This window comes from Cupriavidus oxalaticus, assembly GCF_038900635.1.
GTDB lineage: Bacteria > Pseudomonadota > Gammaproteobacteria > Burkholderiales > Burkholderiaceae > Cupriavidus > Cupriavidus oxalaticus_B.
In genome coordinates this window covers 114,832-140,355 of sequence record NZ_JAYMRX010000016.1, presented here as the reverse complement: position 1 = coordinate 140,355, position 25,524 = coordinate 114,832, and the positions used below count along the sequence as shown (strand labels likewise).

Genomic DNA, 25,524 nt, shown 5'->3' with positions numbered 1-25,524 from the left:
GACGGCTGCCCAAGCGGATTCTGCCGTCATAAGCTGTTGCGCAGGAGCGGCTCTGCGCTGTTTCTACATGCCTATTTCAAAATGGAGAGGACAATGTCAATGCTCAAGGGATTCCATCACCTGACCGCCGGCGTGCGGCACGCGCAGGAAGACGTGGACTTCTACGTCAAGCTGCTCGGCCAGAGCCTCGTGAAGAAGACCGTGCTTCTCGACGGCGAAGATCCCATCTACCACCTTTACTACGGCAACGCGAATGGCGATCCGGGGACCCTGGTGACGTCGTTCCCGTTCCGCCAGCGGGGGGTCATGGCGCGTCAGGGATCGGGCCAGGTGCGGGTCATCAATTACTCGGTGCCCACGGGCTCGCTCGAATTCTGGCGCAGCCGCTTCGATGCCATGAACGTGCCGTATGACAGCGAGATCGTCGAGCGCTTCGGCGAGCGCCGCCAGCGCTTCCAGCATCCGTGCGGCATCGAGTTCGATCTCGTCGAAACGGACCTCGACCCGCGCCCGGCTTGCGTGGCCAGCGATATCCCCGAAGTCCACGCCATCCGTGGCGTACACAGCATCACGCTGTCGCTGCGCGATGTCGCCGAATCGATCCGCTTCATGAGCGAAGCGATCGGCTTCCGCAACGTTGGCCAGGCGGGGCCCTACTACCGCTTCGAGACGTACACCGGCGGCCCGGGCACGATCGTCGAGTTCCAGCATGAGCCGGACCGGCACCAGGGCTCGTCGATCTACGGCGAAGGCACCATCCACCATGTGGCCTTCGCGGTGGACAACGTCGAACAGCAGGCGGTACTGAAGGAGAAGCTGTTTGCCATGGGCTACATCGATACGTCGGAATCCGTGCACCGCAACTACTTCCGCTCGATGTACTTCAAGATGCCCGGCGGCGTGATGTTCGAGGCCACGACCACCGACATCGGCTTCGCGATCGACGAAGCGCCCGGCCATTTCGGCGAGGAGTTCCAGCTTCCGCCCTGGCTGGCGGATCGCAAGGATGAACTGCTGGGCCGGCTCGAGCCCATTTCTGCATGACGTTACAAGGGATCGATATGCGCAAGCCAAGAGTACTGATCGTTTTCTATTCACGGAACAGCTCCACCGAGATGCTGGCCAAGGCCGTCGCCGAGGGCGCCCTCGAGGCTGGTGCCGAACTGCGCGTTCGGCGCGTACGGGAGTTCGTTGGCCCCGACGTCATGCGGCAGGCGCCGGGCTGGCTCGAGAACGCCACGGAGATGAACGCGAAATACGAGGCGCCGACCGAAGCCGATGCCGAGTGGGCCGACGCCATCGTGTTCGGCACGCCGACGCGGTTCGGGACGATCTCGGCCGAACTCAAGTCGTTTATCGACGGGCTCGGCGGCCTCTGGTTCGCGGGCAAGCTCAACGGCAAGGTGGGCTCGGTGTTCGGCTCGACATCCTCGCGCCACGGCGGCAATGAGGCCACGCTGCTGGCGGCCTACACGCCCATGGCGCACCTGGGCCTGATCATCGTGCCGCTGGGTTATGCCGACGCGGCGATGTTCAAGGCCGGCACCCCGTACGGCGCGACCCACGTCTCGCAACGTGACGCCGTGAAGCCCGACGACGACCACCTGGAAGTTGCACGGTTCCAGGGGCGCAGGGTGACGACTGTCGCCCGTGCCTTGCACGTCCAGCCGGAGCCTGTGGCAGTCTGAAAGCAGAAGCCTGATGGCAAGAAAAGGCGGAGACTCGCAGTCTCCGCCCGAAGCTGCTGACAAAGCCAAGGCTGCCTATGTTGTCTCCCCTCTCCCATTTATGGGAGAGGGGAGCAAACAATCTGGTACGCCAGCTTTGTCAGCAGCGAATGTTGTCTCCCCTCTCCCATTTATGGGAGAGGGGCGGGGGAGAGGGCAGGAGTATCCACGCAGTGAGGCGTCGCCGTGCTTGGCACGCGCTTACCCTCTCCCCCAACCCCTCTCCCGCAAGCGGGAGAGGGGAGCAAACAATGTGATACGCCAGCTTTGTCAGCAATCTGGGGCGTAGACCAGCAGTCTCCGCCCCAATTTCCCGCACCGGCACAGGCCGAAGGCGCGATGGCAACAGCTCAGGCCGGCGCCGCCCCCATGCCGCCTTCCATGGCATCCATCCCGCGCGATGGCGGCAACGAGTCGATCGTGGCGCGGACCGCCTCCTTGCACAGCGAAGGCCGCCTGACCAGCGCGTCGACGTAGCGGGCAACGTTGGGCAGCTCGTCCCACATCGGCGCAAGACCCAGGTACGCCAGCCGCACCAGGTTGACACCCCACAGCACGTCGCCAAGGGAGAACGCGTGTCCCGCGAGATACGGAGCCGGTGCGGATTCCAGCGTGTGGTCCAGCTCCTTCAGCGCGACTTCGACCTGATCCCGGGCCGCGCGCTGGAAGGGGGCATCGCGGCGCAGCGCCCGGCCGCCGCGTTCCTTCGCGATCTTGGCGCGATAGGCGGCAACGAGTTCGGCGTCCCCGGCATTGTCGGCGAGCATGGCCTCGAGCGCCGCGATCTTGTGGTCGTAGATGGTTTCCATGACCGTCCTGAGCGCCTCGGGCCGCCGGTCGGCGTCGGGATGGGAGCCATACAGCAGCGCGCCGTTCGGCATCTGGTCGATGATGCGCACCTGGCGCATCACCTCCGTACGCGCCAGCGAATCGTCCGGCAAGAGCTGGATGGGTGCGTGCGATACCGTGTCGAGATAGCAGCAGATGCGCCGGGAATCCGCAATCACCCGGGAGGCTTCGTAGTCGACCAGCAACGGCACCGCGCACGGATCGAAGCCGTCGGTCTCCACGGAAGGGCGCCCGCTATAGCCGCTGACGAATTCCCGCCCGATTTCCAGTCCGGCCTTCAGCCGCAGGCGCACATAGGGCGGGTGATAGTGCTCGGCGGGAATGACGCCGTCCGGGCCCATCGAACTCAGGATCTGCATATCGTTCGATCGGTACGGCAACTGCTTCTCGAACAGCACCGTGCGGACCTTCTGCGAGCACAGCGAACTCGCGGCGTGGAACAGCTCGAAGCGCGGGTTGGCATCGGTTCCCACCGTGGTGATCCGCGCAGGATCGGCGATGGCAGCGCGGGCGCCGGCTGCCAGGTTTCTCAGCAAGTTGTGCATGGGTTCTCCCGGCTCATGGTTGATCACGTCACTCCGCAGCCCGGGCGTTTCCCTGTCCGCGGGCGTGCGGACACACCGCGGGCGCATCGCCGATGAAGCCGCGCGCGGACCAGAGTTCCGGGAACGGGATCTCGTTCATGGTCGGCAGGAGCCAGGCAATGCCCTCGGTGCCGAAGTAGGCCGGCCTGGCGCCGAAGGTCCGGCGCGTCGCCATCAGGTGCAGGTGCTTCCATGCGGCGAATCCCTCCGCGATATCGGCCAGCGTCTCGCCGAGCTGCTGCAGTTCGCGGTGCTGGTCCGGGTCGGCGTAGACGTCGCGCCAGACGTTCTCGACCGCCTTGTCCGGCGTGTAGGGCGCACTGAAATCGCGGTCGAGCGCCACCGCCGGCACGGCGAAGCCCTTGCGGCTCAGGTGGGCGAGCACGTCGTCATACAGGCTCGGCTCCGCCAGCGCCTTGCTGAGCTGTTCCCAGCGCTGGGGCTGCGGCAGGAAGTGCTGCAGGTGCTCTTCCTGCTTGATGCCGAGCAGGTAGACCATCTGCCGGTAGGTCCAGCCCTGGAGCGCGGTGTCCTTGCCAAACTTCGGGCCAACGCAGGACAGGATCGCCAGCAGGTCGACCGGCGTCATCCAGGCGATGGAGCGCCACGTGGCATTGAGCGGCTCGTGGTGCGCGACGACGCGCCGCAGCGTCCGGCAGGCACCGGGCAGGTCATCGGCACGCAATTGCACCTGCGCGGCCTGCATCTCCTTGATGATCAGCATCCAGTAGAGCTCGGACACCTGCGCCGACACGATCCAGGCATGCTCGCCGGGATGATCGCTGACGGGGCGCTGCAGCGAGTGGAGCACGTCTGTCTGCAGCCAGTCACTGTATGGCGTATGCCCGGCCGGCGTTCCGGCAGGCGTTCCGGCCGGCGCCGCGGAGGCGGGTTTGACGGGCTTGACGATATCGTTCATTTTGGTCTCCTCGTGGTGGTGTGGTCAGGCAAGTCTGGTGCGGTGGAGGCGGTCGGAGACGGTCCCCAGCATCGACTCCATCTGCTGCGCGACCTGCAGCAGCGCGCCGTCGCCGCCGGGCCTGGCGACGATCTGCAAGGCAGACGGAAGGCCGCCGTCGCGGGACGGCAGGGGAATCGAGATGGCGGGAAATCCCGCGACGTTGAACGGCGCGGTATAGGTCATCAGGGCCTGGCGGACGGTGCCGGTCCAGTTCCCGATGTCGACAGTGCCGGCATCGCGGGGCGGGGCGGTGCAGGGGCAGGTCGGCAGCACGAGGTAGTCGAGCGTCGACATCACTTCATGCAGCCGGGCCGTGAAAAGCCGCCTGGCCTGCTGGGCGGCCGCATAGGCGTGCAGGTCCATGGCTTGTGCGCGCCTGAGCCTGTCGACCGTTTCGGGGTTGTATTGCGTGGCGATGCGATCCCAGTCGTGGCGGCGGAAATGCTCGATTCCGCCCTCGATGAGGACGATGGCCGCGAAGGCATCGAAGATGGCATCGAACATGGCATCGAACATGACATCGGAGCGGCCAGTGCTGCCGAGGTCCACGCAGGCGAATCGCTGTGCCAGCCGCTCCACGGCATCATCGAAGGCGCGGGCGATCTCCGGACTCGGCGGAACCGGCGCGATGTGTCGGATGATGCCGAGGCGAGCGGAAGGACTTGCATCGCTTCGCGGGATGCCGATGCCAACGGCATCGGCCAGCACCAGCACGTCATCGACCTGTCCGCCAAGCAGGCCGACATGGTCGCAGGTGGGTGCCAGCGGAAACACGCCGCGCGTGGAGAGTGTGCCCAGCGTCGGCTTGAAGCCGACGACACCGCAGAGCGCGGCCGGAATCCGGACCGAGCCGCCGGTATCGGTGCCCACGCCCGCCATGACCGCGCCATCGGCGATCGCCGCCGCAGCGCCGCCGCTGGAGCCGCCGGGAATGCGGGAATGGTCGAGGGGATTCAGGGTGTCGCCGAAGCTCGGGCTGGCGGTCGTCACGCCCCACGCAAATTCGTGGGTGGTGGTCTTGCCGATGACGATGGCGCCGCATCCCGTCAATGCCTTCACGATGTCGGCATCGGCAGCGGGAACATTGCCGCGGTAGGCGGCCGATCCGTACAGTGTTTCGATGCCCCTGGTGTCGATCAGGTCCTTGATGGCGATAGGCAGCCCTTCCAGCGGACGCTGGCTGCCCTCGCCGTAGCGGCGGTCGCTTTCCGCGGCGGCCTTCAGGGCGCGCTCCCGGTCGATGGCGGCGAACGCGTTGACCGATTGCCTGCTGGCTTGCGCGCGGCGCAGCGCCTCTTCGGTCAGGCCTGTCGCGCTGATCTGCCGGCTGGCGAGGGCTTGGAGCGCGTGGCGCAGGCCCGCGGGATGCGGGAAGCTGCCGGATGGCTGGTCGTTCGTTACCACAGGCTCTCCAGCAGTGCATCCAGCTTGGTGCCGGCATCGTCGCCAAGGTCGGCGACCTCGGACGGATAGTTCTGCCTGAGCAGGGCAGCCATCTCGGGAAGCTTTGCCCGGTCGAAATCGAGATCGGCGAGCCGGCTGGGCAATTGCAGTGCGTCCACGGCTGCCTCGATGCGGTCGGCGAGGAACGCGGCGGGCGCGCGGCTGCCACGGTCCGTGGAGAATATTTCGAGCTTGCGGCCGTAGGCACCGGCGCAGGCGCGGATGACGGGCGCCAGCGCAATGCACGATGTCATGCTGTGCGGTACCCCGAAGGTCCCGCCGAGGATGTGCCCGATGCGATGGCTCAGGCCGTAGATGACCGAAGCGGGATAGAAGTAGCACTGCCACGCGGCGAGTTGAAGCCGCAGCAGGTCGTCGGCCGACACGAGGCCGCCCGCGATGGCCTCGCGCGTCTCGAGCTTGCGCGGCCACTTCTCCAGCACGGCAAGGAAGCGCTCCACGCCCCTGGCGGCAAGGATGGCGTGAGGGTGATCCACATCGACCCGGCGCATGCCTTCCACCGCATGGTCGATCCCCTTGATGGCCGAACTCAGCAGCAGCATGCGGGGCGTGTCGACGATCATCCGGGGATCGAGCACCACCAGCCTGGGAGTCGTTTCCCGCACGGCATGACTGCGCTTGAACTTCTGCGGGCCGCCCGTTTCCGTCACGCCGAAGTAGTGGGAGAACTCCGACCCCGACAGTGTCGTCGGAATCGCCGCAATCGGCAGGTAGCGGCCGGTCTGCTGGAAATGCTGGTACGAGACTGCCTTGGCGGCGTCGAGCACGGAGCCGCCGCCGAGCGCGATGATCGACCCCGCATCGGCCTCGATGCAGGCACGCAGCCCGTCGCGCACGGCGAAATCGGGCACATGCGGCGGCAGGCCGGTGAAGGTGCCCACGCCGTCGCCGATGGCGGGCTGCAGGTGCTCGCGGTTCAATGCCTCAAGGAATTCGACGGTGAACGTGATCGGACGGCGGATGCCGTAGTTCCCCATGGAGGCCGCGACGGTTTTCAGCACGTCGTGTCCCCAGACAATCTCTTCCTGTGGCAGGCATTTCAACTGGTTCATTCCACGTCTCCCCATGTTTTCGTATGCGATCGGGTCTCCGATCCCGAGTAGGACGATAGGCGAATCGCGCCAGCGCGTGCGCGCGGGATTTGCGAACGAAGCGTCCAGAAATCTGGACGCCGGGCCTGTGCGGACGAGCGCCGGTCGTTCGCCGCTTCCGAACGAAGCTTTCAAGCATTGCCATCTTCACAAGGCAGGGGGCGTGTCTATGATCTTTTCCACCGTAGCGACCCCAACCACTAGAACGGAGACATGAAGATGGAGGCAATCCAGGTAACAGAAGCGCTGATCCGCGGACGCCACAGCAAGCGCGGCTTCCTTGACCAGCCGGTGCCGATCGAGACTGTCAGGGACATCCTGTCGGTCGCGAAATACGCGCCGAGTTCGAGCAACACGCAGCCCTGGCGCTGCTATGTGCTGACCGGAAAGGCGCGCGAGACGATTGCGGAAGCGGCGGTCGAGGCGTATCGCGCCGATCCTCAGGGACTGGCGCCCGATTACCCGTTCTTTCCAGCGGAATTGCCGGCGCCATTCCTGTCGCGCTTCAACACGTTCCGAGGGATGCTGGGCGATGCGCAGGGCGTGCACAGGAGCGATATCGCCGGGCGCCGGCGCGACGTCGAGCGGCAGTTCCGGTTCTTCGATGCGCCAGTGGGACTGATCTTCACCATGGACCGGCGCCTGGAGTGGGCCAGCTTCATCTGCTACGGCTGCTTCCTGCAGAACCTCATGCTGGCCGCGCGCGCGCGCGGGCTGGACACCTGCCCGCAGCAGATCTGGTCGCTGCAATCCCCGGTGCTTCGTGAAAGCCTGGCCATTCCCGACGGGGACATGATCGTGGCCGGAATGTCACTCGGCTATGCGGACAACAGCATGCCGGAAAACAACATGGAGCTTTGCAAGCTGGAACTGGACGAGTTCGTTTCGTTCGTCGATGGCTGACATGCGGAGCCGGACAGGCCGCGCCCTGGCCTGCCCGGCGCCATTGTCATTGGCGAGCGGGATGCGACGCCGTCAGCCTGCGGGAAGGCGGCCAGCAGACGGCCGGCCTACTTGCTGCTGTCGCGCGCGTCGCCGCCGATCGCGTCGAGGATGATCATGGTCCGGTCGAGAACGCCGCGTTCGTCGAAATAGGCGCTGAAATGTGCGGGCATGTAGGCGCCTGCGTAGAGCCGGTAGGACCAGGCTTCCCGCTTCATCAGCGGATAGAACTGGATGGGCTCGCGCGGATGGCCGAAGCGCTCGGCAACATCCTGCTTGGTCCAGACCCCCGGGCGCGCTTCGTAGATTTCTTTCTCGGTGAGCATCTGCCGGAACCTTGTCAGCTTGCCGTTCGCGTCGAAGTCTGCCGCATAGACCTCGAACCCGAGCGGCTGCTTCGAATAGATCCACCGGGTGGTGCCGTCGGCGAGCTGGTAGGTCTCCGTGGGAGTGCCGAAGGTATCGCGCACGGCATTCTGCGGAGCGCCGATCATGCCTTGCGCCGTTTCGAGGGGCCGAAGGGTGGCGCAGGCGCCCAGCACCAGGCTCGCCACCACGGCGGCCACGCAGGCAGAGAGGCGATAACGCATGATCGTTCTCCTGGGAGGCGGCGCGGCATGCGCCGCGCCAGTTCAGCATAGCGCACGCAGCGATGAATGGTCATTCATCCGGCCGTCCGCGAAAGAAATTTTTCTCATCTCGTCTTCCGAAAAGATTCAGTTCTGTTGCGACCACGACTGAAGCTAGAGTTCGGAGCGACACGCATGCAGAGGGCTGAACGCCGGGCACCGGTCGCACCCATCGTGGAACCAGCTGCCAGCACGACCATGCCGTGAACGGCAAGCGCTTCGGCGGCTTTGCCGTGATCGCCTCGCCGCTCCATTCCTCGGATACCCGCATCAGGAGTCATTTCATGGTCAGCCGCGTCGGCCACGCCTTCGATCGCGATCGCGATCCGGACAGTGACGCCATGTCACGCGGCAAGTGCAACTTGCCAGGCGTCTCCAAGGCAAGTTATGGAAAAGTCACAAGATCTCCGCCCTCGTAGCGAGACAGCGCTTCAACTGAAGCAAGGGGCGGCACAGAAGCCCGAATGGGCGCAAGGCAAGTCTGATCAGAGGGGATACAGCATGAAACGAACAACACTACTGGCTGCGGCGGTGATGGTCGCGGCTTCCGCTGCTGTGTGGGCGCAACCCGAAACCCGCGTGGATGTCACGCAGTCGCCAGGACAGGCGACCGCGACCGGCACGGCGAAGCTCACTGCCAAGATCGTCAAGATCGATGCGCCGACGCGGACGGTCTCGCTGCAATCCGCCGACGGCAAGACCAAGGACCTCGTGGTTGGGCCGGAGGCGAGGAACTTTGAACAGCTCAAGGTCGGCGATACGGTCACCATCGAATACAAGGAGGCCCTGACCGTGAGCCTCAAGAAGGGCAAGGGGCCGCTTGCCATGAACGAGCGCGAGATTGGGGACCGTGCGGCGCCCGGAGCAAAGCCAGGCGGCACAGTCGGGCGCGAGGTGACCGTCACCGCCGACGTTGTCGCGGTCAACACCAGCGCCAAGACCGTCACCCTGAAGGGGCCGAAGGGACGCACCGTGGATCTCATGGTCGAGGATCCGGAACGTCTCAAGGAGATCAAGAAGGGCGATCGGGTAGAAGCGGTTTATACCGAGGCCATTGCCGTGTCCGTGCAGCCGGCCGCCGGCAAGTAGGCCCGGAAAGCAGCCCGGAATCATTCCAGGACGTGCCAGGCCCGCCACCCGGGCGGGCTTCTTTCCTGGCGTCCGCGGCCGGGGGCGTGGTCAATACGGTATCGCCGTGATGAGCCGACCCGCTCCCTGGCTTCCCTGTGACAGAGTTTCCAGTGGAGAACGGCATGGATGCAGCAAAGCAATTGGTTCACGCACGTGAAGTCGGCCTCAAGACCGGCATGGTGCTGCAAAAGCGCCTGAAGAACGCGCAGGAGGCCTATGGCGGCCGCCTGCAGCAGGCCGTAGGAGCCCCGGGTACCGGACCGTCCACGCCGATGGCCGACATGGATCCGATGAGCAGCTATGCCTATGCCATCGACAGCATGCAGCGCGCCATCCTGTTCTGGGACACGCTCAGGCAACGGGGCAACCACTTTGTCGAGAACACCATGCAGGGGCTCAAGCCGGTCCTGCATTTTGGCTACGAAACGATCATGGACGGGCGCCACTTCGAGCGGCCTGTCAACTATGCGCTGCTGAAGATCACGGCGCCCGAGGGCGTGACGATCGATGACAGCCGCCGGCCCTACGTCATCATTGATCCGCGCGCCGGCCATGGGCCGGGCATCGGCGGATTCAAGGACGACTCGCAGGTCGGCGTGGCAATGCGTGCCGGCCATCCCGTGTATTTCGTCATCTTTTTCCGCGATCCCGAGCCGGGACAGACCCTGCTGGACGTGTGCGAGGCCGAGCAGCAGTTCATCAGGAAGGTGCGTGCGCTGCATCCGCACAGCCCCAAGCCTGCCATCATCGGCAATTGCCAGGGCGGCTGGGCCGCGATGATGCTGGGCGCCTCGGATCCAGACGACTCCGGGCCGATCGTGATCAACGGCGCGCCGATGTCGTACTGGAGCGGTGCCTGGAGCGAGGGCGAAGGCGACAACCCGATGCGCTATTCCGGCGGGCTCCTTGGCGGCACCTGGCTGGCCTCGTTCACGGCGGACCTGGGCAACGGCAAGTTTGATGGCGCCTGGCTGGTCCAGAATTTCGAGAACCTGAATCCCGCCAACAGTCTCTGGGACAAGTACTACAACCTGTACCGGAAGGCCGATACCGAGCCGCCGCGCTTTCTGGAGTTCGAACGCTGGTGGGGCGGCTACTACCTGATGAACCGCGAGGAGATCGAATGGATCACGCGCAATCTGTTCGTCGGCAACAAGCTATGGAGCGGTGACGTCCGGAATGCCGGCGGCAAGGCGTTCGACCTGCGCGAGATCCGCTCGCCGATCGTGCTGTTTGCCTCGATGGGCGACAACATCACGCCGCCGCAGCAGGCATTCAACTGGGTGGTGGACATCTACGGCAGTACCGAGGAAATCAAGACTCGCGGCCAGGTGATCGTCGGCATGATGCATCGCAGTGTCGGCCATCTCGGCATCTTTGTCTCCGGCAAGGTCGCGCAGAAGGAGCACGCCCAGATCGTCTCGGTGCTCAAGAGTATCGAGCTGCTGCCGCCGGGGCTCTACGGCATGGTCATCCACGAGCGCAAGGGCAGCGATGGCGTGGAGTACGAGGTCGATTTCGAGGAGCATACGCTCGAGGACATCGCCGGCAGGCTTAACCGCTTCGAGCGCGTTGACGAGCGGCCATTCCAGACCGTCGCCAACCTGTCGGACTTCACGCAGCGAGCCTACGAGCTGTTTGCGCAGCCTTACGTCCAGGCGGTGTCCAACGAGATGACAGCGCGGGTGCTGCGCGAATTCCATCCGCTGCGCATGCAGAACTGGTTGTTCTCGGACCTGAATCCGTGGATGGCCTGGCTGAAGCCCGCCGCCGACGCGGTCAAGGCCAACCGGCAAGCGCTGGAGCCGGATCATCCGCTGCGCCGGCAGGAACAGGCGGGCGCGGAAGTGCTCAGCGCCGGACTGGACGCATATCGGGCCGTGCGCGATGCGATGACCGAGTACACCTTCTTCAACGTGTACGCCAACCTGTTCCCGTTCCAGCCCAAGGGCGAGCCTGCCGCGCATGCGGGCACGCCGGCGGCGACCGACCCGCGCGAGCTGCCGGAAGTCAAGGCGGCGCTGGCCGCGGCCGGGCAAGGCGGGTACGCCGAAGCCATCGCCCGGCTGGCCTGCCTGCTGAGCCGCAAGGGCGAGCCGCTGCCGCTGTCCAGGCTGGAGTTGCGCAAGGAGCTGGCCACGGACTATGCGGACCTGTTGCCGGAACTGGAGCCGGACGCCTGGCGCAAGGTTCGCGGCCGGCAGGAACTGATCACGCGCTACGCGCCCGACGAGGCGCTCGCGACGCTGCCGGCCTTGCTCAGGCATCAGGCCGACCGCCAGCGGCTGCAGGCGCTGGCGGAGAAGCTGCGTACCGATGATCGCGTGCTTGGCACCACGCCCACCGTCGAGCAGGAGGCGATGCTGGAGCGGATCCGCACGGTGCTGGGCGCCAGGCCGGAACGCGCGCGCGGCGCGGCCGTGCCGCTTACCCGCGCATCGTAGCGGGCCGTCGGCGGGCGCATGCCGTTGCTGCCGGCCGACACCGATGAACCTGACGCAGGAGCAAACCGTGAACGCCAAGCATGAGAAGTACCAGCGTCTGATTGACTACTGCAAGACCATGCCACCCACGCCGACCGCGGTCGCGCATCCATGCGACCGCTCTTCGCTGGAAGGCGCCGTGGAGGCCGCCCGGCTGGGCCTGATCGCGCCGATCCTGGTCGGGCCGCGTTCGCGCATCGAGGACGCTGCCCGTGAAGCCGGCATCGACATTCGCGAATACCCGATTGTCGATGCCGCGCACAGCCACGCGGCGGCGGCCGCCGCGGTGCAACTGGTGCGCGAGAGCAAGGCCGAGGCGCTGATGAAGGGCAGCCTGCATACCGACGAGCTGATGGGCGCCGTGGTCAAGGGGGACAGCGGGTTGCGCACCGCCCGGCGCATCAGCCACTGCTTTGTGATGGACGTGCCCGGGCATGAGGACGCCCTGATCGTCACCGACGCCGCCGTCAACATCGCCCCGACCCTGGCCGAAAAGGCCGACATCCTGCAGAACGCGATCGACCTGGCCCATGCCTTGCGGGTCGAGGAGGTGCGCGTGGCGATTCTTTCGGCGATGGAAACGGTCAACCCCAAGGTGCCATCCACGCTGGATGCCGCCGCGTTGTGCAAGATGGTCGACCGCCACCAGATCACCGGCGCGGTCGTCGACGGGCCGCTTGCGCTGGACAACGCCATCAACCTGGATGCCGCGCGGATCAAGAAAATCGATTCACCGGTGGCCGGGCGCGCCAATGTCCTGCTGGTGCCGGATCTTGACGCTGGCAACATGCTTGCCAAGAGCCTGACCTTCCTTGCCGGCGCCGACGCCGCGGGCATCGTGCTGGGCGCGCGGGTGCCCATCATCCTGACCAGCCGCGCCGACTCCGTCACGACCCGGCTGGCGTCATGCGCGGTGGCCGCGCTGGTGGCGAGGGCACGCCGCGAATCCGGCCAGGTGGCGGGGTGATGCCATGGCCGAACTGATCCTGGTCCTGAATGCGGGTTCGTCGAGCATCAAATACTGTGCCTACGATACCCATGACGATACACTGAGACTAGTCTTGCGCGGCAGCCTCGAAGGCCTCTATACGGCGCCGGCATTCCGCGCCACCGACGCGGCGGGGGCCGAGATCGAGGCCAGGCGGTGGGACGCAGGCACCGAACTCGGACACGAGGGTGCCATCGCCTTCCTGGCGGACTTCCTGCGCGGCCACGGTGAAGGGCATACGCTGGGCGCGGTGGGGCACCGGGTGGTGCATGGCGGAGTACGCTTCACCCAGCCGGCAAGGGTGACCGATGCGCTGCTGGCCGAGCTGGACACGCTTTGCCCGCTCGCCCCCTTGCACCAGCCCCACAACCTCAAGCCGATCCGCATCCTCGCCGAGCGGCGTCCGGAACTGCCGCAGGTCGCCTGTTTCGATACCGCCTTCCACCGCGCGCAGCCGGAAGTGGCGCAGGCATTTGCGTTGCCGGCGGAGATTACCGCGCGAGGCGTCAGGCGCTACGGTTTCCACGGGCTGTCCTACGAGTACATCGCCAGCGTCCTGCCGAGCGTCGATGCGGGCGCGGCCGCGGGCCGCACGGTGGTGGCACACCTCGGCAACGGCAGCAGCATGTGCGCGCTGGTCGCGGGGCGCAGCGTGGCCAGCACCATGGGCTTTACCGCGGTGGACGGCCTGCCGATGGGAACCCGGTGCGGCAGCCTCGACCCGGGCGTGATCCTGTACCTGATCAGCGAACTCGGCATGGATGCCCACGCGATCGAGGACCTGATCTACCGCAAATCCGGCCTGCTGGGCGTCTCAGGCGTGTCGAGCGACATGCGCGCGCTGCTCGGCAGCGACGATGCGCAGGCCCGCTTTGCCGTCGAGTTATACACATACCGCATCGCGCGCGAGCTTGGCTCGCTGGCCGCCGCCGCGCAGGGGCTGGACGCGCTGGTCTTCACCGCGGGCATCGGCGAGCATGCTGCGCCGATCCGCGAGCGCGTATGCCAGCTTGCGGCATGGCTCGGCGTGAGCGTGGATGCCGCAGCGAACGCCAGCGACGGACCGCGCATCAGCCCGGCCTCGGGCCGTGTCCCGGTCTGGGTCATCCCCACCAACGAGGAACTGATGATCGCCAGGCATACCCGGGAGGCGTTGCGCGAGCGGATCGTCGCACCGTGAAGCCGGGACCACGGTCGATTTGGCCGGCTTCCAATGCGGCGCGGAGTCGATTCAACCAACCCGTTTTCTTTCCAGACATCAACGTTGCCATGCAAGACAAGTCTGAAGCGGCAAGCCTGGCGCCGTTCAACGTGACCCTGCGCGATGGACGGCAAGTTCTGGTGCGGGAGATCACCGAAGGCGACAAGGCCGGGGTGTTGGCGGCATTCAACAGGCTTTCGGCCGATGCGCGTTACGCCAGGTTCATGGCTGCCATGCAGCAACTGCCGGAAGCAATGCTCGAACACGCGACGCATCCCGCGGTCGAGCGCGAGTTTGCGCTGGTGGCGCTTGCCACGGAAGGCACGGCTTCGTCCATTGTGGGTGGTGCCCGCTACGCCGCGGTGCCGGGCAGCGATACCTGCGAGTTTGCGGTCACGGTCGCCGACGACTGGCATCGGGTGGGCCTGGCCAGCCGGCTGCTGGGCACACTGATCGACATCGCCCGGAGCCGCGGCTATCGATGCATGGAAGGCTATGTCCTGTCGTCGAACACCGGCATGCGGCGACTGGCCAGACGCTTTGGATTTGTTGACGTCGCATGTCCGGACGATGCCACGCTGCGCGTGGTGACCCTCGCGCTGCAAGCGTGCGGGTAGCGGGGCGATGCAAACCGCGCGCGTCCGGATCTGACCGTACTGACGCGTACGCGGAGCGCCCGGACCAGGCTCAGAAGCTCAGCCCGATGGAAACCACGGCGATCTGGTCGTGCGCGGCGGGGTTGAACCAGTAGACCGCGCCGGAGACGTGCTTGCCCTTCACTTGCGCAAACACGCCCCGCTGCAGATTGCGGCCATTGTCAGGCACACGCGTGCGCTGGGCCGCCAGGCCCAGCCGCAGCCAGTCACGGGGACGCCAGGCCAGCTCGCTCCACGCATAGGCATACCCGGACGGCTCGGCGTCCGGCACGTACTCGAATTCGACATAGGCATCGGCATAGCGGCCGCTCAGCGTGGCCTCGAACCCGCCCACGACGCTGTGCGTGCTGCCGGTGACCACTCCAAGGATCGGAGTGAAATCCAGCCGCAAGGCCTCTCCCCAGCCGAGGTTGTAGCCGACGAAGAACGAGTACGCATCCATGCCTTCGTAGTTGCTGCGCGCCTCCAGGTGCAAGGCGCCGCGCTTGGCGATGGCGATGCCCGTGACATAGGCTTCGCTGCCGCGCGGCAGATTGAGGTAAGCCGAGATCCCGCCGCTCCACGCCGGCGCCTCCGCGGTCGCGGGCGCGGTTGTGGGCGTGACCGCGTCTTCGGCGGCATGCAACGGCAGCGGCGCGGTTGCCGTGGCCAGCACCAGCGAGCGTAGGAGCAGTCGTGCTGCCATCCCCCCGGCCTGCATGGTCAGCCTCCGAGCGCGATGATGGCGATGGTCAGTGCGATGCCGACCAGCGTCATCGCCGCACCCGCTATCCATCCGCTGAAGCCGGCATGGCGCCCAAGTGCGATGCCGGCCCCAAACAGCATCAGGATGGTCAGCACTCGCGATACCAGCAGCGCCGTTGAGACTTCCGTAAACACGATGAAGGGCAGGGCCACCGGGAACGTGGCAAGCACTACCAGCAGGAAGATCCCGGCGGCTGCCAGGAGATCCTGTGCAGTCAACGCCAGGCGCGCGGGCAAACTGGCATTGCGGGCGATGCGTCCTCGCATCGCTTCCAGCTCGGCATCGTCGACCAGCGTGCGCAATGCCGGCGAAAGCGCGTCACGCAAGCGCGCAATGGCGTCGGCCGGGTCGCCGGCATTGCGAACCGCCTTGACCAGGGACAGCCTGCGCCCGCGCTCGGTCAGCGTGCGCACCAGGTACATCACGGCGTCGGCCAGCCCCCAGGCCAGGTTGCAGCCCAGCGCCGTGTAGAACATCGTGCGTGGCGCATCCGCCGGGGCGCCGACGGCCGATACCGCGCCCACGAAGGTCAGGGCCATGAACAGGCCGAAGCACGTCTCGCATACGCGGTCGACGGTATCGAGCAGGCGCGGCCGCACCTCGGCGGCGTGGGGGTCGAGGGAAGTAGTCAACACTGGCTTGCACCCGGCGGCAACTGCCCACGGCGAAGGTCTGCGGCGAAGCCCCGCCCCCAATGCCGGGTGCGACAGCATTCGAGCCTGCGGAACCCGGGCGGGCAGGCATCCCGGGGCGCGACCAGACGGCGAAGGCGGCGCCGCCGGCACTGGCCAGCTGCCTCCGCCTTTACTGTAGGCAAAGATCCACACCGCTGGTAGCGAGGCATCGTGCGGCAGTTGCCGCCGGACGATACGCCAGCCTGCGGCGCCTTCAGCATCCGCGCCGCCATGGCGATCGCCGGCGTTACGACCGCGCGATCACTGCCGATCCGGAATCGGCGTGCTTCGGGGACCGCTCATTGGTGACAGTGGCATGTAATGCAAAGCCGCTGGCATCCTTTGCATGGCGCAAACCGGATCGCTGCAGCATGCTTGTCGGATGGGAAATTGCAGAGTGGGTCCGCCGGCGTTTTCCGGTTCGCGATGAGGGCGGGCATTGGAGAGACATTGATGTCCGAAAGATTTCTGAATCCGGGCTGGATGAGCACCGTCCGGGGCTATCTGCCAGGCATGGTCATCAGCTCGGTGGTAACCGTGGCGGCCATGTCGCTCGCCGCGCATTACCAGGCGCCGGTGATGCTGTTCGCCTTGCTGTTGGGGATGGCGCTGAACTTCCTGTCCCGGGAATCCTCCAGCGCTTCAGGCATCGACTTCAGCGCAAAGCAAGTGCTTCGGCTGGGTGTGGCCCTGCTGGGATTGCGCATTACGGCCTCGCAGGTGGCGGCACTGGGTTGGCACTCCGTTGCCATGGTGATACTGGCGGTGGCGCTGACCATCCTGTGCGGCATCGTGCTGGCCCGGCTGATGGGATTCCAGACGTTCTTCGGCCTGCTCACCGGCGGCGCCGTGGCAATCTGCGGCGCTTCCGCGGCATTGGCCCTGTCGGCTGCCATGCCCCAGCATCCGCTGAAGGAGCGCGCGACGCTGTTCACGGTGATCTCCGTCAGCGCGCTGTCGACGATGGCGATGGTGGTGTACCCGATGATCGCGCAACTGCTGGCGCTGCCTTCGTTGCAGGCCGGAGCCTTTATTGGCGGGACCATCCATGACGTGGCCCAGGTGGTGGGAGCCGGTTACAGCATCTCGCACGAAGCCGGCGATGCGGCCACGCTGGTCAAGCTGATGCGCGTGGCCATGCTGCTGCCGGTGATCGCGCTGGCCGCGTGGTTGTCGCAGCGGCATCAGCGCGCGCAGGGGGAAGCCGGAAAGGGTCCGCGCCCGCCGCTGCTGCCCTGGTTCGCCGTGGCGTTCGCGGTGCTGGTAGCGGTCAACAGCACGGGCTGGTTGCCCGCGGGACTGGTCAAGGCGGGGCAGTTCGCCTCTCAGTGGTGCCTGGTCATGGCCATGGTGGCGATCGGCATGAAGACTCACCTCAAGGACATCCTGTCCGTAGGCTGGAAGCCGGTTGCGCTGATGGTCCTGGAGACGCTGTTCCTGGCCATGCTGTTCTACGGCATGCTGGTGCTGGTGCGATCCTAGTTTGCGTTGGCAAAAAAAGCGCCGCGTGACTCGCTTATAGTGTCGGGCACCTTCCTGCCGTCCGCATTCGACTCGCTGAGGCTGCGGACTGCGCCGGCATGCTGGAAAGTGGCGCGTTCTTAACTTCACGGTAGCGCGGCCTGTCGGCAACCAGATTTTTTTTTGTTCTCGCGAATCCGTTTGGCAAATCGGCGCCTCTTAGGGGGCGAGGAACCTTTCACCTCGTTGATTTCGATTCCAGGGAGAACATCATGTCGTTTCTGAAGTCCGCGCTCTATGTAAAGAATGTGCCAAACGGGGAGCGCGCCGTGCGCATCATCGCGGCACTGGCCATCGCGATTGGCGGATTGGCCACGATGTCTGCGCCGTGGAACTGGGTGCTGGTGGCAGCGGCCGGCGGCCTGGGGCTGTCTGGCGTCTTTGGCTTCTGCCCGGCGTGCGCGATGGTCGGCCGCCGCCTGCAGCAGCGCCGCTGACGCCATGGACGTTGGCCGCCATCAACCGTTGCTCGATGCCGCCCGCGCCGGCGATGTGTCGGCCATCGAGCGCTTGCTGAAAGTGTGCCAGCCCGACATCCGGCGCTATGCGCAGCGCAACTGCCTGATCTCCGACGTGGACGATGCCATACAGGAGAGCCTGCTGATCCTTTCACGCAAGGTCGGCTCGCTGCGCGCGGTGGCGGCGTTCTCCAGCTGGCTGTTTGCCATCGTCCGGCGCGAGTGCCACCGGATGGCTCGCAATGCCCTGTCCGCCGATCCGTGGGACGACGAGAAGGTGGAAGCGTGGCTCGCCCGCCAGCCGGTCGACGACCTGCGCCTTGATGTGGCCGCCGCACTGGAGTCGCTGCCGCCCCACTATCGCGAGATCATTGTGCTGCGCGACCTCAACGAACTGACGATCGGCGAGATCGCGGACCGGCTGGGCGAAACTCGCGCTGCCGTCAAGAGCCGGCTCCATCGGGCGCGCCAGCTGACGCGGGAGTACCTGCTGGGATGAGCGCGTTTGCGCGGGTGGGCGACCGCTCGTTCCGCACCATGCCATGTGATACAGCGCGAAGCGACAAAAAAAGCGGGCAGCTTGCGCTGCCCGCTTCCTCACTGCGCCTCCTGCCGTTATTCCGCACTCGCCACCGCGACCGCACGCTGGGCCGCTGCCTGGCGGCGCAGGCTTTCGGTGGTTTCACCCTTGCCGTCCGGCGCCCAGCCCGGGGGCATCAACAGATAGCCGATCGCGTTCAGCAGGCTGCCTGACTTCATCATGTCCTTGCCCAGGCCGACCCAGTGCTCGAACTGGTTGACGATCGGGTTGTGCGTGGTGGTCGGGTGGACCAGGCCGTAGCGGCAGGGCTCGTCTTCACGCTCTTCCACATAGGTGCCGAACAGGCGGTCGAATACGATCAGCACACCGCCATAGTTGGCATCCAGGTAATCGACGTTCGAGGCATGGTGCACGCGGTGCGCCGACGGGGTATTGAACACGTATTCGAGCCAGCCCAGCTTGGGGATCCACGTGGTATGCAGCCAGAACTGGTACAGCAGGTTCAGGCTCAGCACAGCCAGCACCACTTCCGGACGCACGCCAAGCCAGACCAGCGGCGCGAAGAAGATGGCGGTGCCGGTGATCTTGCCGGTCCAGCCCAGGCGATAGGCGGTGCCCAGCGTCAGTTCGTTCGGCGAGTGGTGCACCGCGTGCGTTGCCCAGAAGAAGCGGATGCGGTGCGAGGCGCGGTGGTACCAGTAGTAGCAGAACTCTTGTCCGAGGAAGAGCAGCAGCACGGCCAGCGCGCTGTTGATCTCGACCGTGAAGATGCGGTGCTGCCAGGCAAAGGCGAACACCGGGGTGGCCAGCGACAGCGGCAGCAGCGCCAACAGCTTGCGCCCGGCCATGTCGGCCAGCGACAGCCCCATCTCATGCCAGGGATAGGCCTTGCCTTGCCGGCGCGCCTTGCGGGCCAGGAAAAAGGCCTCGACCAGCGAGGCCGCCACGACAAGGAACGTGGCATAGAGGGCGATCTTTCCGAGGTGTTGCATGATCATTCCAGTGCGTTGGGTGGGACGCGTTTCCGGTCGGTGGAGTCCGTCGCTGCGTCGGTGAGGCAAATGTAGTGGGCGGACGCCGCCGGCGCCATGCGAGAAAAATGTCGCCGCATGTCATGGCCCGACGCCCCCACGAGCCGTGACATCGGACGAAATAATTGCTGCCTGGCGTGCGGCGCCGGCGTTTCCGATACTTTGGTCACCGCGGCGCGACGCACAGCGACACCAGCAGCCCGACGCGATCACATGCTCCCCGATGGTTCGGGATCCCGACCCGGATCCAAAGATTGTCGGTGACACCCTTGCAGACCACCGACGGCACCTGCGTGCCAATGAAGGACCCGACATGCGTACCACTCTCCAGACCCTTGCCACCAAGACCCGGCGCCTGACCGTTGCCGCCCTGGCCACCGGCGCAATGCTGGCCGCGGGCTGCGCCAGCGCCGGCGTCACCGGCATCAACCAGGTGGGCCTGATGCAGCCGGTGCAGGCCGACGTCATCTACGTGCACACCTTCAATGCCGATGTTGGCCAGGTCCAGCTCGACGGTGGCCTGGTGCAGAAGGTCAGGATGATGGCCACGGGAGATTCGGCGGCCACCGCGCAGTCGCAAGCCGCCGCCGAGGCAAGCCAGCAGGTTGCCAACGAAATCGTGCGCGAGCTGCGCGCGCAGGGCCTCAATGCGGTGCGCTCCGATGCACCGGCACCGGCCAACGCCAATGCGCTGATCGTCGAGGGCGACTTCCGCAAGATCGACGAAGGCACCAGCCGCCGGCGCCTGCTGATCGGCCTGGGTGCCGGCAAGAGCGAGGTCGGTGCCAGCATCCGGATCTCGTACAAGCCTGCCAATGGCGCGCCGGTACCGCTGCAGAGCTTTGTCGCGGATGCCGACAGCGGCCATATGCCGGGCGTAGCCGAGACCGCCGGCGTTGGCGCGGTCGCCGGGCATGTGGCGGTGGCGGCCGCGGCCGGCGCGGGTGCGCACGGCGTGTCGGAAGTGAAGCACGACACCGTCTATGCGGATGCCACGCGACTGGGCGATTCGATCGCAAAGCAGGTGGCCGCGGCGAGCATGGAGGAAGGCTGGATGGCGGCCAGGCCGGCCATGTGACGGCGCGGCGTGCGCCTGGCGCCTGGCAACGCGGGGCAACGTCGGGGGGCTCCTCGCTTCGTTGCCCCTTCTTCTTGGCCGGCCGCTATCTGGCCACGACAGGGCGCGGAAACGGCCGTGGCGGCGCGGGGGCCTCATACGCGGAATCACTGACCGGCAGCGTCATGCAGATCTGGATCGTATCCTGCCGCAAACGCGCGGACACGCTGCCGCCGTGCATGGTGGCGATGGCCTTGACGATCGCCAGCCCCAGGCCGTGGTTCAGCCGGCTGTCGCTGCGCGCGACATCGGCGCGATAGAAGCGGTCAAACAGGCGGCCAGGCTGGATGCCGGACAGGCGGTCGGATTCATTGCGTATCGAGATGGTCAGCGTCCCCACGGCCCGCTCGATTGCAACCGCCACCGGCCGTCCTGGCCGGCCATGCTGCAGGGCATTGCTCATCAGATTGGTCAGCGCGCGCTGCAGCAGCGACACATTGACCCGTACCCTCGCATCGCCGCTTACGAGCAGTGTGGCGCCGGCTTCCTCGAACAGCATGTCGAGGAAGTCGGCGCTGCGCCGCACCTCCTGCGCCACGGACACTTCCACCAGGTCGCGCGCCAGCGCGCCGCGGTCGGACTGCGCCAGGAACAGCATGTCGATCACAATGTGGCTCAGGCGCTCCAGGTCTTCCAGATTGGACTGCAGGATCTCTTCCAGCTCCGCGACGCTGCGCGGGCGCGACAGCGCCACCTGGGTCTGGCCGATGACATTGCCCAGCGGTGTGCGCAGTTCATGCGCCACGTCGGCATTGAACGCAGACAGCTGCTGGTAGGCACGCTCCAGCTTGTCAAGCGCGCCGTTGAAGGCATGCACCAGCCCGCACAGTTCTCCGGGCAGGTCGGCATCGGGCAGGCGCTCGAGCCGCTTGGGGTCGAGCGCGCTGGCGTGGTGCGACAGCCGTTCGATCGGCGCCAAGCCCGCCTTCGCGATGCGCCAGCCGAGCAGGCTCACGGCGAACACGCCCAGCACCGATGACACCACCAGCGAGATCCCCAGCGTGCGGCTGGTCTCGAAAAACGCCGCCTGGTCTACCGCCACTGCCAGCACTACCTCGGGGCGCTCCTGCAGCGCGGGGATGCGGCGCTTGAGCACCAGGAAGCGATTGTCGCCGAACTCGACCTCCCACACATCCGGCGCGCGAGGCGTGGATGCGGCGCTGCGCGGGAAGGGTTCGCCAAAGCCGAAGCGCGGATCGACGCTTTCCACGACATAGCGCACGCTATGGTCGGCCGGCGTCAGGGTGCGCAGCATGGCGCCAAAGCGCTCCCACTGCTGCTCAGTGCCCATGCCCGCGGCCTTTGAGCCAGCCAGGTCGAAGCGCGCGCGGATCTCCCCAAGCTGGCGTTTTTCCAGTTCCAGGCACTGTACGCGGTAAAGGACCAGGCCGGTGACAGTGAAAACCAGCGCCGCGGCCAGGCCAAACATGGCCGCCAGCCGCACCGCGATGGAGCGTTGCCGGGTCATGCCAGCAGGCCGTCGCGCACTTCAAGCACGTAGCCCATGCCGCGGATGGTATGCAGCAACTTGGGCTCGCCGGACCAGTCCAGCTTGGCGCGCAGCCGCTTGACAGCCACCTCGACCACGTTGGTGTTGCAGTCAAAGCTGATGTCCCAGACCAGTTCGGTGATCGCGGTCTTGGAGACGATTTGCCCTTGCCGTCGCGCCAGCACCGACAGCAGCGTGAACTCGCGCGCGCTCAGGTCGAGACGGCGCGTGCCGCGCGTGGCACGGCGCGACAGCAGGTCGATGCGCAGGTCGCCCACGGTCAGCTGCGCAGGCTCGGTCTGGCGGCCGCGCCGCGTCAGCACGTTGAGCCGCGCCAGCAATTCCAGGAAGGAAAAGGGCTTGGACAGGTAGTCGTCGGCACCGGCGTCGAAGGCATTGAGGCGATCGTCCAGGTCATCGCGCGCAGTCAGCATCAGCACTGGCGTCAGCTGCTCGCGTCGCAACGACTTCAGCAGCGAAACGCCATCCATGACCGGCAGCATGACATCCAGCACGATGGCATCGTAGGGCTCGGTGCAGGCCAGATGCAGTCCGTCAACACCGTTGTTAGCCGTATCGACCACATAGCCGTTCTCGGACAGGCCGCGGCGCAGGTAATCGACGGTCTTGATTTCATCTTCGACCAGCAGGAGTTTCATGGTCCATTCCTCGGAATCTAAGCAATATAGAAGAAGTATCCGGATCGAACCTGTCAATCCTGTCAGTTGCCGGTTTCCGCACCGAACCAGTGCCGCCACGTCAGCAGCACCCGCCACACAGGCATGGCAGGGTGCGGACATCGTTCGTGCCAGTGAAAGACACTTTTCCGCCGCGAAGACTGCGGGCGCACGTCGTGCCTGTCGCAATTGTCAGCAACGCGTCAGGGTGGCGTCGGCAGCCCTTCATAGACTGCATGGGTGCCTGGCCGGGCCGATTTACCAACAACCAGGAGTCCCTCCATGATCCCAACCAAGAGAACCGACCACCACGACGGCACAGGCCGCCATGCCATGCGCGGCACGCGTGCGCGCTGGACGCGGGTGCTGTGGAGCCGCGGCGGCACGCCTCGGCGTGCGCTGCTGCATGCCCTGATCCCGACCATGCTGATGATGGTCTGCGCAGGCATCTCGTTGTCGGCCAGGGCTGCACCGCGCCCGGTCGATCCGTACACCGATGGAGCGGCGAGCGCGGCATCCGCCAAGGGCCGCTTCGACGTGTATAGCGATGGCGCCGGCAAGCTTGGGCCGCGCGACACGTTCACCGACGGCGCACGCAGCGAAGCACGGCCCGCCGACTCTAACGGCTGAGGCCGCGCGCACAGCGATGGAATTGCCAGGCGGCATTCGTCAATGCCGCCGTTTCGCCCACTCTGCCGCGAGCGGCAGAGTGGGTGAGGGGCCAGCATGCCTCTGGCCTGCAATGACAGGCGTGGCGGAACTAGCGGGGGCAGCAGGAATTCTTGTCGCCAGAACGCGGCGCGCGGCCGCCTTATGCATGATGGTGCTGCTTGTCGCAGTGTTCCCCCTTGACGCGCCCCCTACGCAGTCGCCTGTTGCATTGCGAGGGAGTTCAGGATCTCTGCCGGCCAATGGCAGTCACGCATGGTTTGCCCTCGACATTCTCGATACGCGGTAGAGCGCCCGCAGCGATATGCCGCCTGACCGCAGCCAGCAGCTCAGCAGTATCCCATCGCCCTTGCTCAATGGGGTCGAAAGCGTCGCCAGTGACAGCGAATCGCCCACCACAGGCAGCGCAGCGGTACATGCGGGCACCACGCGGACGATCATTTGGGTCCAGCCAACGTCGCGCCAGTGCAGCGCATAGCAAGCAAGGAACGGTTGCGATTGTGCTCACAATATGACCCCCCGGCCGTCAGCACAGACCATGGCTTGGCATGCCCATGGACACGAGTGCAAATGTCAAGAACCTTCCGAATCGCGCCAGCATAAGTGTTAGTTTCATCGAAGAAACGTTCGCTAGCGAGATTGAAACGTTTGCCATGCAACATAACAATCAGCCTGCGCGCCGGAGTCCGAAGCTTTTCCACCTGGCTCCTTCCTCTCGGCGGAGGTCGTCACTTTGCCGTGGTCCTGGCGCGGTCTCCGAGCTGGCTTATGACGCGATATTCCGGAAACGGATAGGGGCAGCCGGTTCCGATGCGATCACGCAATGGCCTGGGTGAGGCTTCCGCCGGTCAGGCCTCCTTGGCCGTCCCACAGTGGGCGATGCCGCACAGAATGTGCGCAATGTGGTGTGCCAATGTTTCGATAAAGAAACGGGCCGGGTCCGAATAATATTGAGTGCCGCTGCTCGCTGCGGCTATGTCGGGGGGAAGCGGACCCAAGTCGGCATATAGCGAGGAGGCGTGATGAGCGACAACCTTAAGGTGGGTTTCCTGGTCCTGGCTGCGCTGGCGGCTGTCATTTTCGTTTCAGGAAGAGTGATGGGAATGGATATGAGCATTGCCGACATGGCGAGGCAACTCTTGCAGCTTGGCACTGATCTGCTGCACCGGCAGATGCTCTAGGCAGCCCCTTGCGCTCGGCGGTGTGGGGATAGCTCTTATGCTCTACAAAACATAAGAGCTATCCTGGTCGTGGGCCCTCAGTCGTGCTTTCGCGGCCTGTATTTCTTCTTCTACGTCTCGCAACTGGTCCTTGCCGAAGAACATTTCTTCGCCGACAAAGAATGTCGGCGAGCCAAAGGCGCCACGTCTGAATGAAGTCTCTGTATTCGCGATAAGGGCTTGCTTGACATCGGGATCCGCAATGCGGTCCTGGAAGGTCTGACCGTCCAGTCCGGCGGCATCCAGAGCCTGCGCGATCACGGCAGGGTCATCCATCTTCAGACCTTGCTCCCACATGGTCGCAAAAACGGCATCCACGTAAGGCATGAAGGTCCCATTCATTTGGGCAGCCACAGCTCCACGCATAAGCTGCAAGGTATTGACGGGCCAGAACGGATTGTGCCGATATGCGGTCAGCCCGTGTTTGGCGATGAACCGTTGCATCTCCAATTGGCCGAACTCCAGCTTGTTCTTGATTCCCCCAAAAGCCTCTGCGGGAGATCGGTTCCCGGTCAGGCGGAACAGGCCCCCAAGCAGCACAGGAAAATACTCGAACCTGACACCCTGGCGCCTCTCGATATCTGGAATGACTTTGTGGCTCAGGTAGGAATTCGGACTGCCGAAATCAAAGTGAAACTGGACGCTTATGCTGCTCATGATGTCTCCTGGTCAACGA

At 65.5% G+C, this 25,524-nt stretch carries 26 protein-coding genes and 1 pseudogene; 16 read left to right on the top strand and 11 right to left on the bottom strand.

Going from position 1 to position 25,524, the window contains the following annotated elements; all coding sequences use genetic code 11:
- Positions 1-93: 93 nt before the first annotated feature.
- Positions 94-1,044 (top strand): ring-cleaving dioxygenase, encoded by a 951-nt coding sequence (locus tag VSR71_RS23295; protein WP_342916161.1) that lies wholly within the window; start codon positions 94-96, stop codon positions 1,042-1,044.
- A 17-nt stretch (positions 1,045-1,061) separates the two neighbouring features.
- Positions 1,062-1,688: an NAD(P)H:quinone oxidoreductase gene (gene wrbA, locus VSR71_RS23290; RefSeq protein ID WP_342916160.1), complete on the top strand. Its 627-nt coding sequence runs from the start codon at positions 1,062-1,064 to the stop codon at positions 1,686-1,688.
- 389 nt (positions 1,689-2,077) lie between these two features.
- Here wrbA and VSR71_RS23285 read toward each other — a convergent pair whose 3' ends face one another.
- The 4 genes from VSR71_RS23285 to VSR71_RS23270 are packed head-to-tail and all read right to left on the bottom strand — an operon-like array spanning position 2,078 to position 6,637.
- The gene (locus tag VSR71_RS23285) at positions 2,078-3,121 is read right to left on the bottom strand and encodes a glutathione S-transferase (RefSeq protein WP_342916159.1); all 1,044 of its coding nucleotides are present in this window, start codon (positions 3,119-3,121) and stop codon (positions 2,078-2,080) included.
- A 28-nt stretch (positions 3,122-3,149) separates the two neighbouring features.
- A complete protein-coding gene (locus VSR71_RS23280; protein ID WP_342916158.1) occupies positions 3,150-4,079 on the bottom strand; it encodes a tryptophan 2,3-dioxygenase in 930 nt (309 codons plus the stop codon).
- Positions 4,080-4,103: 24 nt separating this feature from the next.
- Positions 4,104-5,525 carry an amidase gene (locus tag VSR71_RS23275; protein WP_342916157.1) on the bottom strand — a complete coding sequence of 474 codons (1,422 nt, stop codon included), beginning with the start codon at positions 5,523-5,525 and terminating at the stop codon, positions 4,104-4,106.
- Positions 5,519-6,637, bottom strand: a complete 1,119-nt coding sequence (locus VSR71_RS23270; RefSeq protein WP_342916156.1) for an iron-containing alcohol dehydrogenase — start codon at positions 6,635-6,637, stop codon at positions 5,519-5,521. Before VSR71_RS23270 ends, VSR71_RS23275 begins: the two co-directional genes overlap by 7 nt.
- A gap of 258 nt (positions 6,638-6,895) precedes the next feature.
- Here VSR71_RS23270 and VSR71_RS23265 point away from each other — a divergent pair, with 258 nt between their 5' ends.
- On the top strand, positions 6,896-7,579 hold the full coding sequence (locus VSR71_RS23265) for a nitroreductase (RefSeq protein ID WP_342916185.1): 684 nt from the start codon (positions 6,896-6,898) through the stop codon (positions 7,577-7,579).
- Between the two features lie 107 nt (positions 7,580-7,686).
- On the opposite strand, the gene VSR71_RS23260 is transcribed toward VSR71_RS23265, so the two are convergent.
- The gene (locus VSR71_RS23260; protein ID WP_342916155.1) at positions 7,687-8,208 is read right to left on the bottom strand and encodes a hypothetical protein; all 522 of its coding nucleotides are present in this window, start codon (positions 8,206-8,208) and stop codon (positions 7,687-7,689) included.
- Between VSR71_RS23260 and VSR71_RS23255 the strand changes: the two genes are divergently transcribed.
- From VSR71_RS23255 to VSR71_RS23225, 7 genes and pseudogenes are all read left to right on the top strand, one after another.
- Positions 8,207-8,359, top strand: coding sequence for a hypothetical protein (locus tag VSR71_RS23255; protein WP_342916154.1), 153 nt, complete (start codon positions 8,207-8,209; stop codon positions 8,357-8,359). The two genes, VSR71_RS23260 and VSR71_RS23255, sit on opposite strands and share 2 nt — an antisense overlap.
- 82 nt (positions 8,360-8,441) lie before the next feature.
- A pseudogene (locus VSR71_RS23250) lies at positions 8,442-8,666 on the top strand (DUF2950 family protein); the annotation flags it as partial.
- A gap of 82 nt (positions 8,667-8,748) precedes the next feature.
- Positions 8,749-9,336: a hypothetical protein gene (locus VSR71_RS23245; protein ID WP_342916153.1), complete on the top strand. Its 588-nt coding sequence runs from the start codon at positions 8,749-8,751 to the stop codon at positions 9,334-9,336.
- Between the two features lie 164 nt (positions 9,337-9,500).
- On the top strand, positions 9,501-11,822 hold the full coding sequence (locus tag VSR71_RS23240; RefSeq protein WP_342916152.1) for a DUF3141 domain-containing protein: 2,322 nt from the start codon (positions 9,501-9,503) through the stop codon (positions 11,820-11,822).
- A gap of 67 nt (positions 11,823-11,889) precedes the next feature.
- The gene (locus VSR71_RS23235; protein ID WP_342916151.1) at positions 11,890-12,828 is read left to right on the top strand and encodes a phosphate acetyltransferase; all 939 of its coding nucleotides are present in this window, start codon (positions 11,890-11,892) and stop codon (positions 12,826-12,828) included.
- 4 nt (positions 12,829-12,832) lie between these two features.
- Positions 12,833-14,029 carry an acetate/propionate family kinase gene (locus tag VSR71_RS23230; RefSeq protein WP_342916150.1) on the top strand — a complete coding sequence of 399 codons (1,197 nt, stop codon included), beginning with the start codon at positions 12,833-12,835 and terminating at the stop codon, positions 14,027-14,029.
- A gap of 89 nt (positions 14,030-14,118) precedes the next feature.
- A complete protein-coding gene (locus VSR71_RS23225; RefSeq protein WP_342916149.1) occupies positions 14,119-14,667 on the top strand; it encodes a GNAT family N-acetyltransferase in 549 nt (182 codons plus the stop codon).
- Between the two features lie 70 nt (positions 14,668-14,737).
- Here VSR71_RS23225 and VSR71_RS23220 read toward each other — a convergent pair whose 3' ends face one another.
- Together VSR71_RS23220 and VSR71_RS23215 are read right to left on the bottom strand one after the other, a co-directional pair.
- Positions 14,738-15,391: a hypothetical protein gene (locus VSR71_RS23220; RefSeq protein ID WP_342916148.1), complete on the bottom strand. Its 654-nt coding sequence runs from the start codon at positions 15,389-15,391 to the stop codon at positions 14,738-14,740.
- A 17-nt stretch (positions 15,392-15,408) separates the two neighbouring features.
- Positions 15,409-16,086 carry a hypothetical protein gene (locus tag VSR71_RS23215; protein WP_342916147.1) on the bottom strand — a complete coding sequence of 226 codons (678 nt, stop codon included), beginning with the start codon at positions 16,084-16,086 and terminating at the stop codon, positions 15,409-15,411.
- Between the two features lie 492 nt (positions 16,087-16,578).
- On the opposite strand from VSR71_RS23215, the gene VSR71_RS23210 reads away from it, so the two are divergent.
- The 3 genes from VSR71_RS23210 to VSR71_RS23200 all read left to right on the top strand — a co-directional run bounded on the left by VSR71_RS23210 (position 16,579) and on the right by VSR71_RS23200 (position 18,603).
- Entirely contained in the window at positions 16,579-17,607 is a 1,029-nt protein-coding gene (locus VSR71_RS23210; RefSeq protein WP_342916146.1) for a YeiH family protein, read from the top strand.
- A 251-nt stretch (positions 17,608-17,858) separates the two neighbouring features.
- On the top strand, positions 17,859-18,083 hold the full coding sequence (locus VSR71_RS23205; RefSeq protein WP_342916145.1) for a DUF2892 domain-containing protein: 225 nt from the start codon (positions 17,859-17,861) through the stop codon (positions 18,081-18,083).
- 4 nt (positions 18,084-18,087) lie between these two features.
- Positions 18,088-18,603: a sigma-70 family RNA polymerase sigma factor gene (locus tag VSR71_RS23200; RefSeq protein WP_342916144.1), complete on the top strand. Its 516-nt coding sequence runs from the start codon at positions 18,088-18,090 to the stop codon at positions 18,601-18,603.
- 116 nt (positions 18,604-18,719) lie between these two features.
- Here VSR71_RS23200 and VSR71_RS23195 read toward each other — a convergent pair whose 3' ends face one another.
- Positions 18,720-19,637 (bottom strand): sterol desaturase family protein, encoded by a 918-nt coding sequence (locus VSR71_RS23195; RefSeq protein WP_342916143.1) that lies wholly within the window; start codon positions 19,635-19,637, stop codon positions 18,720-18,722.
- Positions 19,638-19,989: 352 nt separating this feature from the next.
- On the opposite strand from VSR71_RS23195, the gene VSR71_RS23190 reads away from it, so the two are divergent.
- A complete protein-coding gene (locus tag VSR71_RS23190; protein WP_342916142.1) occupies positions 19,990-20,754 on the top strand; it encodes a DUF4410 domain-containing protein in 765 nt (254 codons plus the stop codon).
- An 85-nt stretch (positions 20,755-20,839) separates the two neighbouring features.
- Here the strand turns inward: VSR71_RS23190 and VSR71_RS23185 are convergent, their stop codons facing one another.
- A complete protein-coding gene (locus VSR71_RS23185; protein WP_342916141.1) occupies positions 20,840-22,261 on the bottom strand; it encodes a heavy metal sensor histidine kinase in 1,422 nt (473 codons plus the stop codon).
- Positions 22,258-22,941, bottom strand: coding sequence for a heavy metal response regulator transcription factor (locus tag VSR71_RS23180; RefSeq protein WP_342916140.1), 684 nt, complete (start codon positions 22,939-22,941; stop codon positions 22,258-22,260). The genes VSR71_RS23185 and VSR71_RS23180 overlap by 4 nt, the downstream gene beginning before the upstream one ends.
- Positions 22,942-23,241: 300 nt before the next feature.
- On the opposite strand from VSR71_RS23180, the gene VSR71_RS23175 reads away from it, so the two are divergent.
- Positions 23,242-23,589 (top strand): hypothetical protein, encoded by a 348-nt coding sequence (locus VSR71_RS23175; RefSeq protein ID WP_342916139.1) that lies wholly within the window; start codon positions 23,242-23,244, stop codon positions 23,587-23,589.
- A gap of 1,061 nt (positions 23,590-24,650) precedes the next feature.
- Positions 24,651-24,809, top strand: a complete 159-nt coding sequence (locus VSR71_RS23170; protein ID WP_342916138.1) for a hypothetical protein — start codon at positions 24,651-24,653, stop codon at positions 24,807-24,809.
- Positions 24,810-24,851: 42 nt separating this feature from the next.
- Here VSR71_RS23170 and VSR71_RS23165 read toward each other — a convergent pair whose 3' ends face one another.
- Complete coding sequence (locus tag VSR71_RS23165) at positions 24,852-25,505, bottom strand: 2-hydroxychromene-2-carboxylate isomerase (RefSeq protein WP_342916137.1); 654 nt, start codon at positions 25,503-25,505, stop codon at positions 24,852-24,854.
- Positions 25,506-25,524 lie beyond the last annotated feature (19 nt).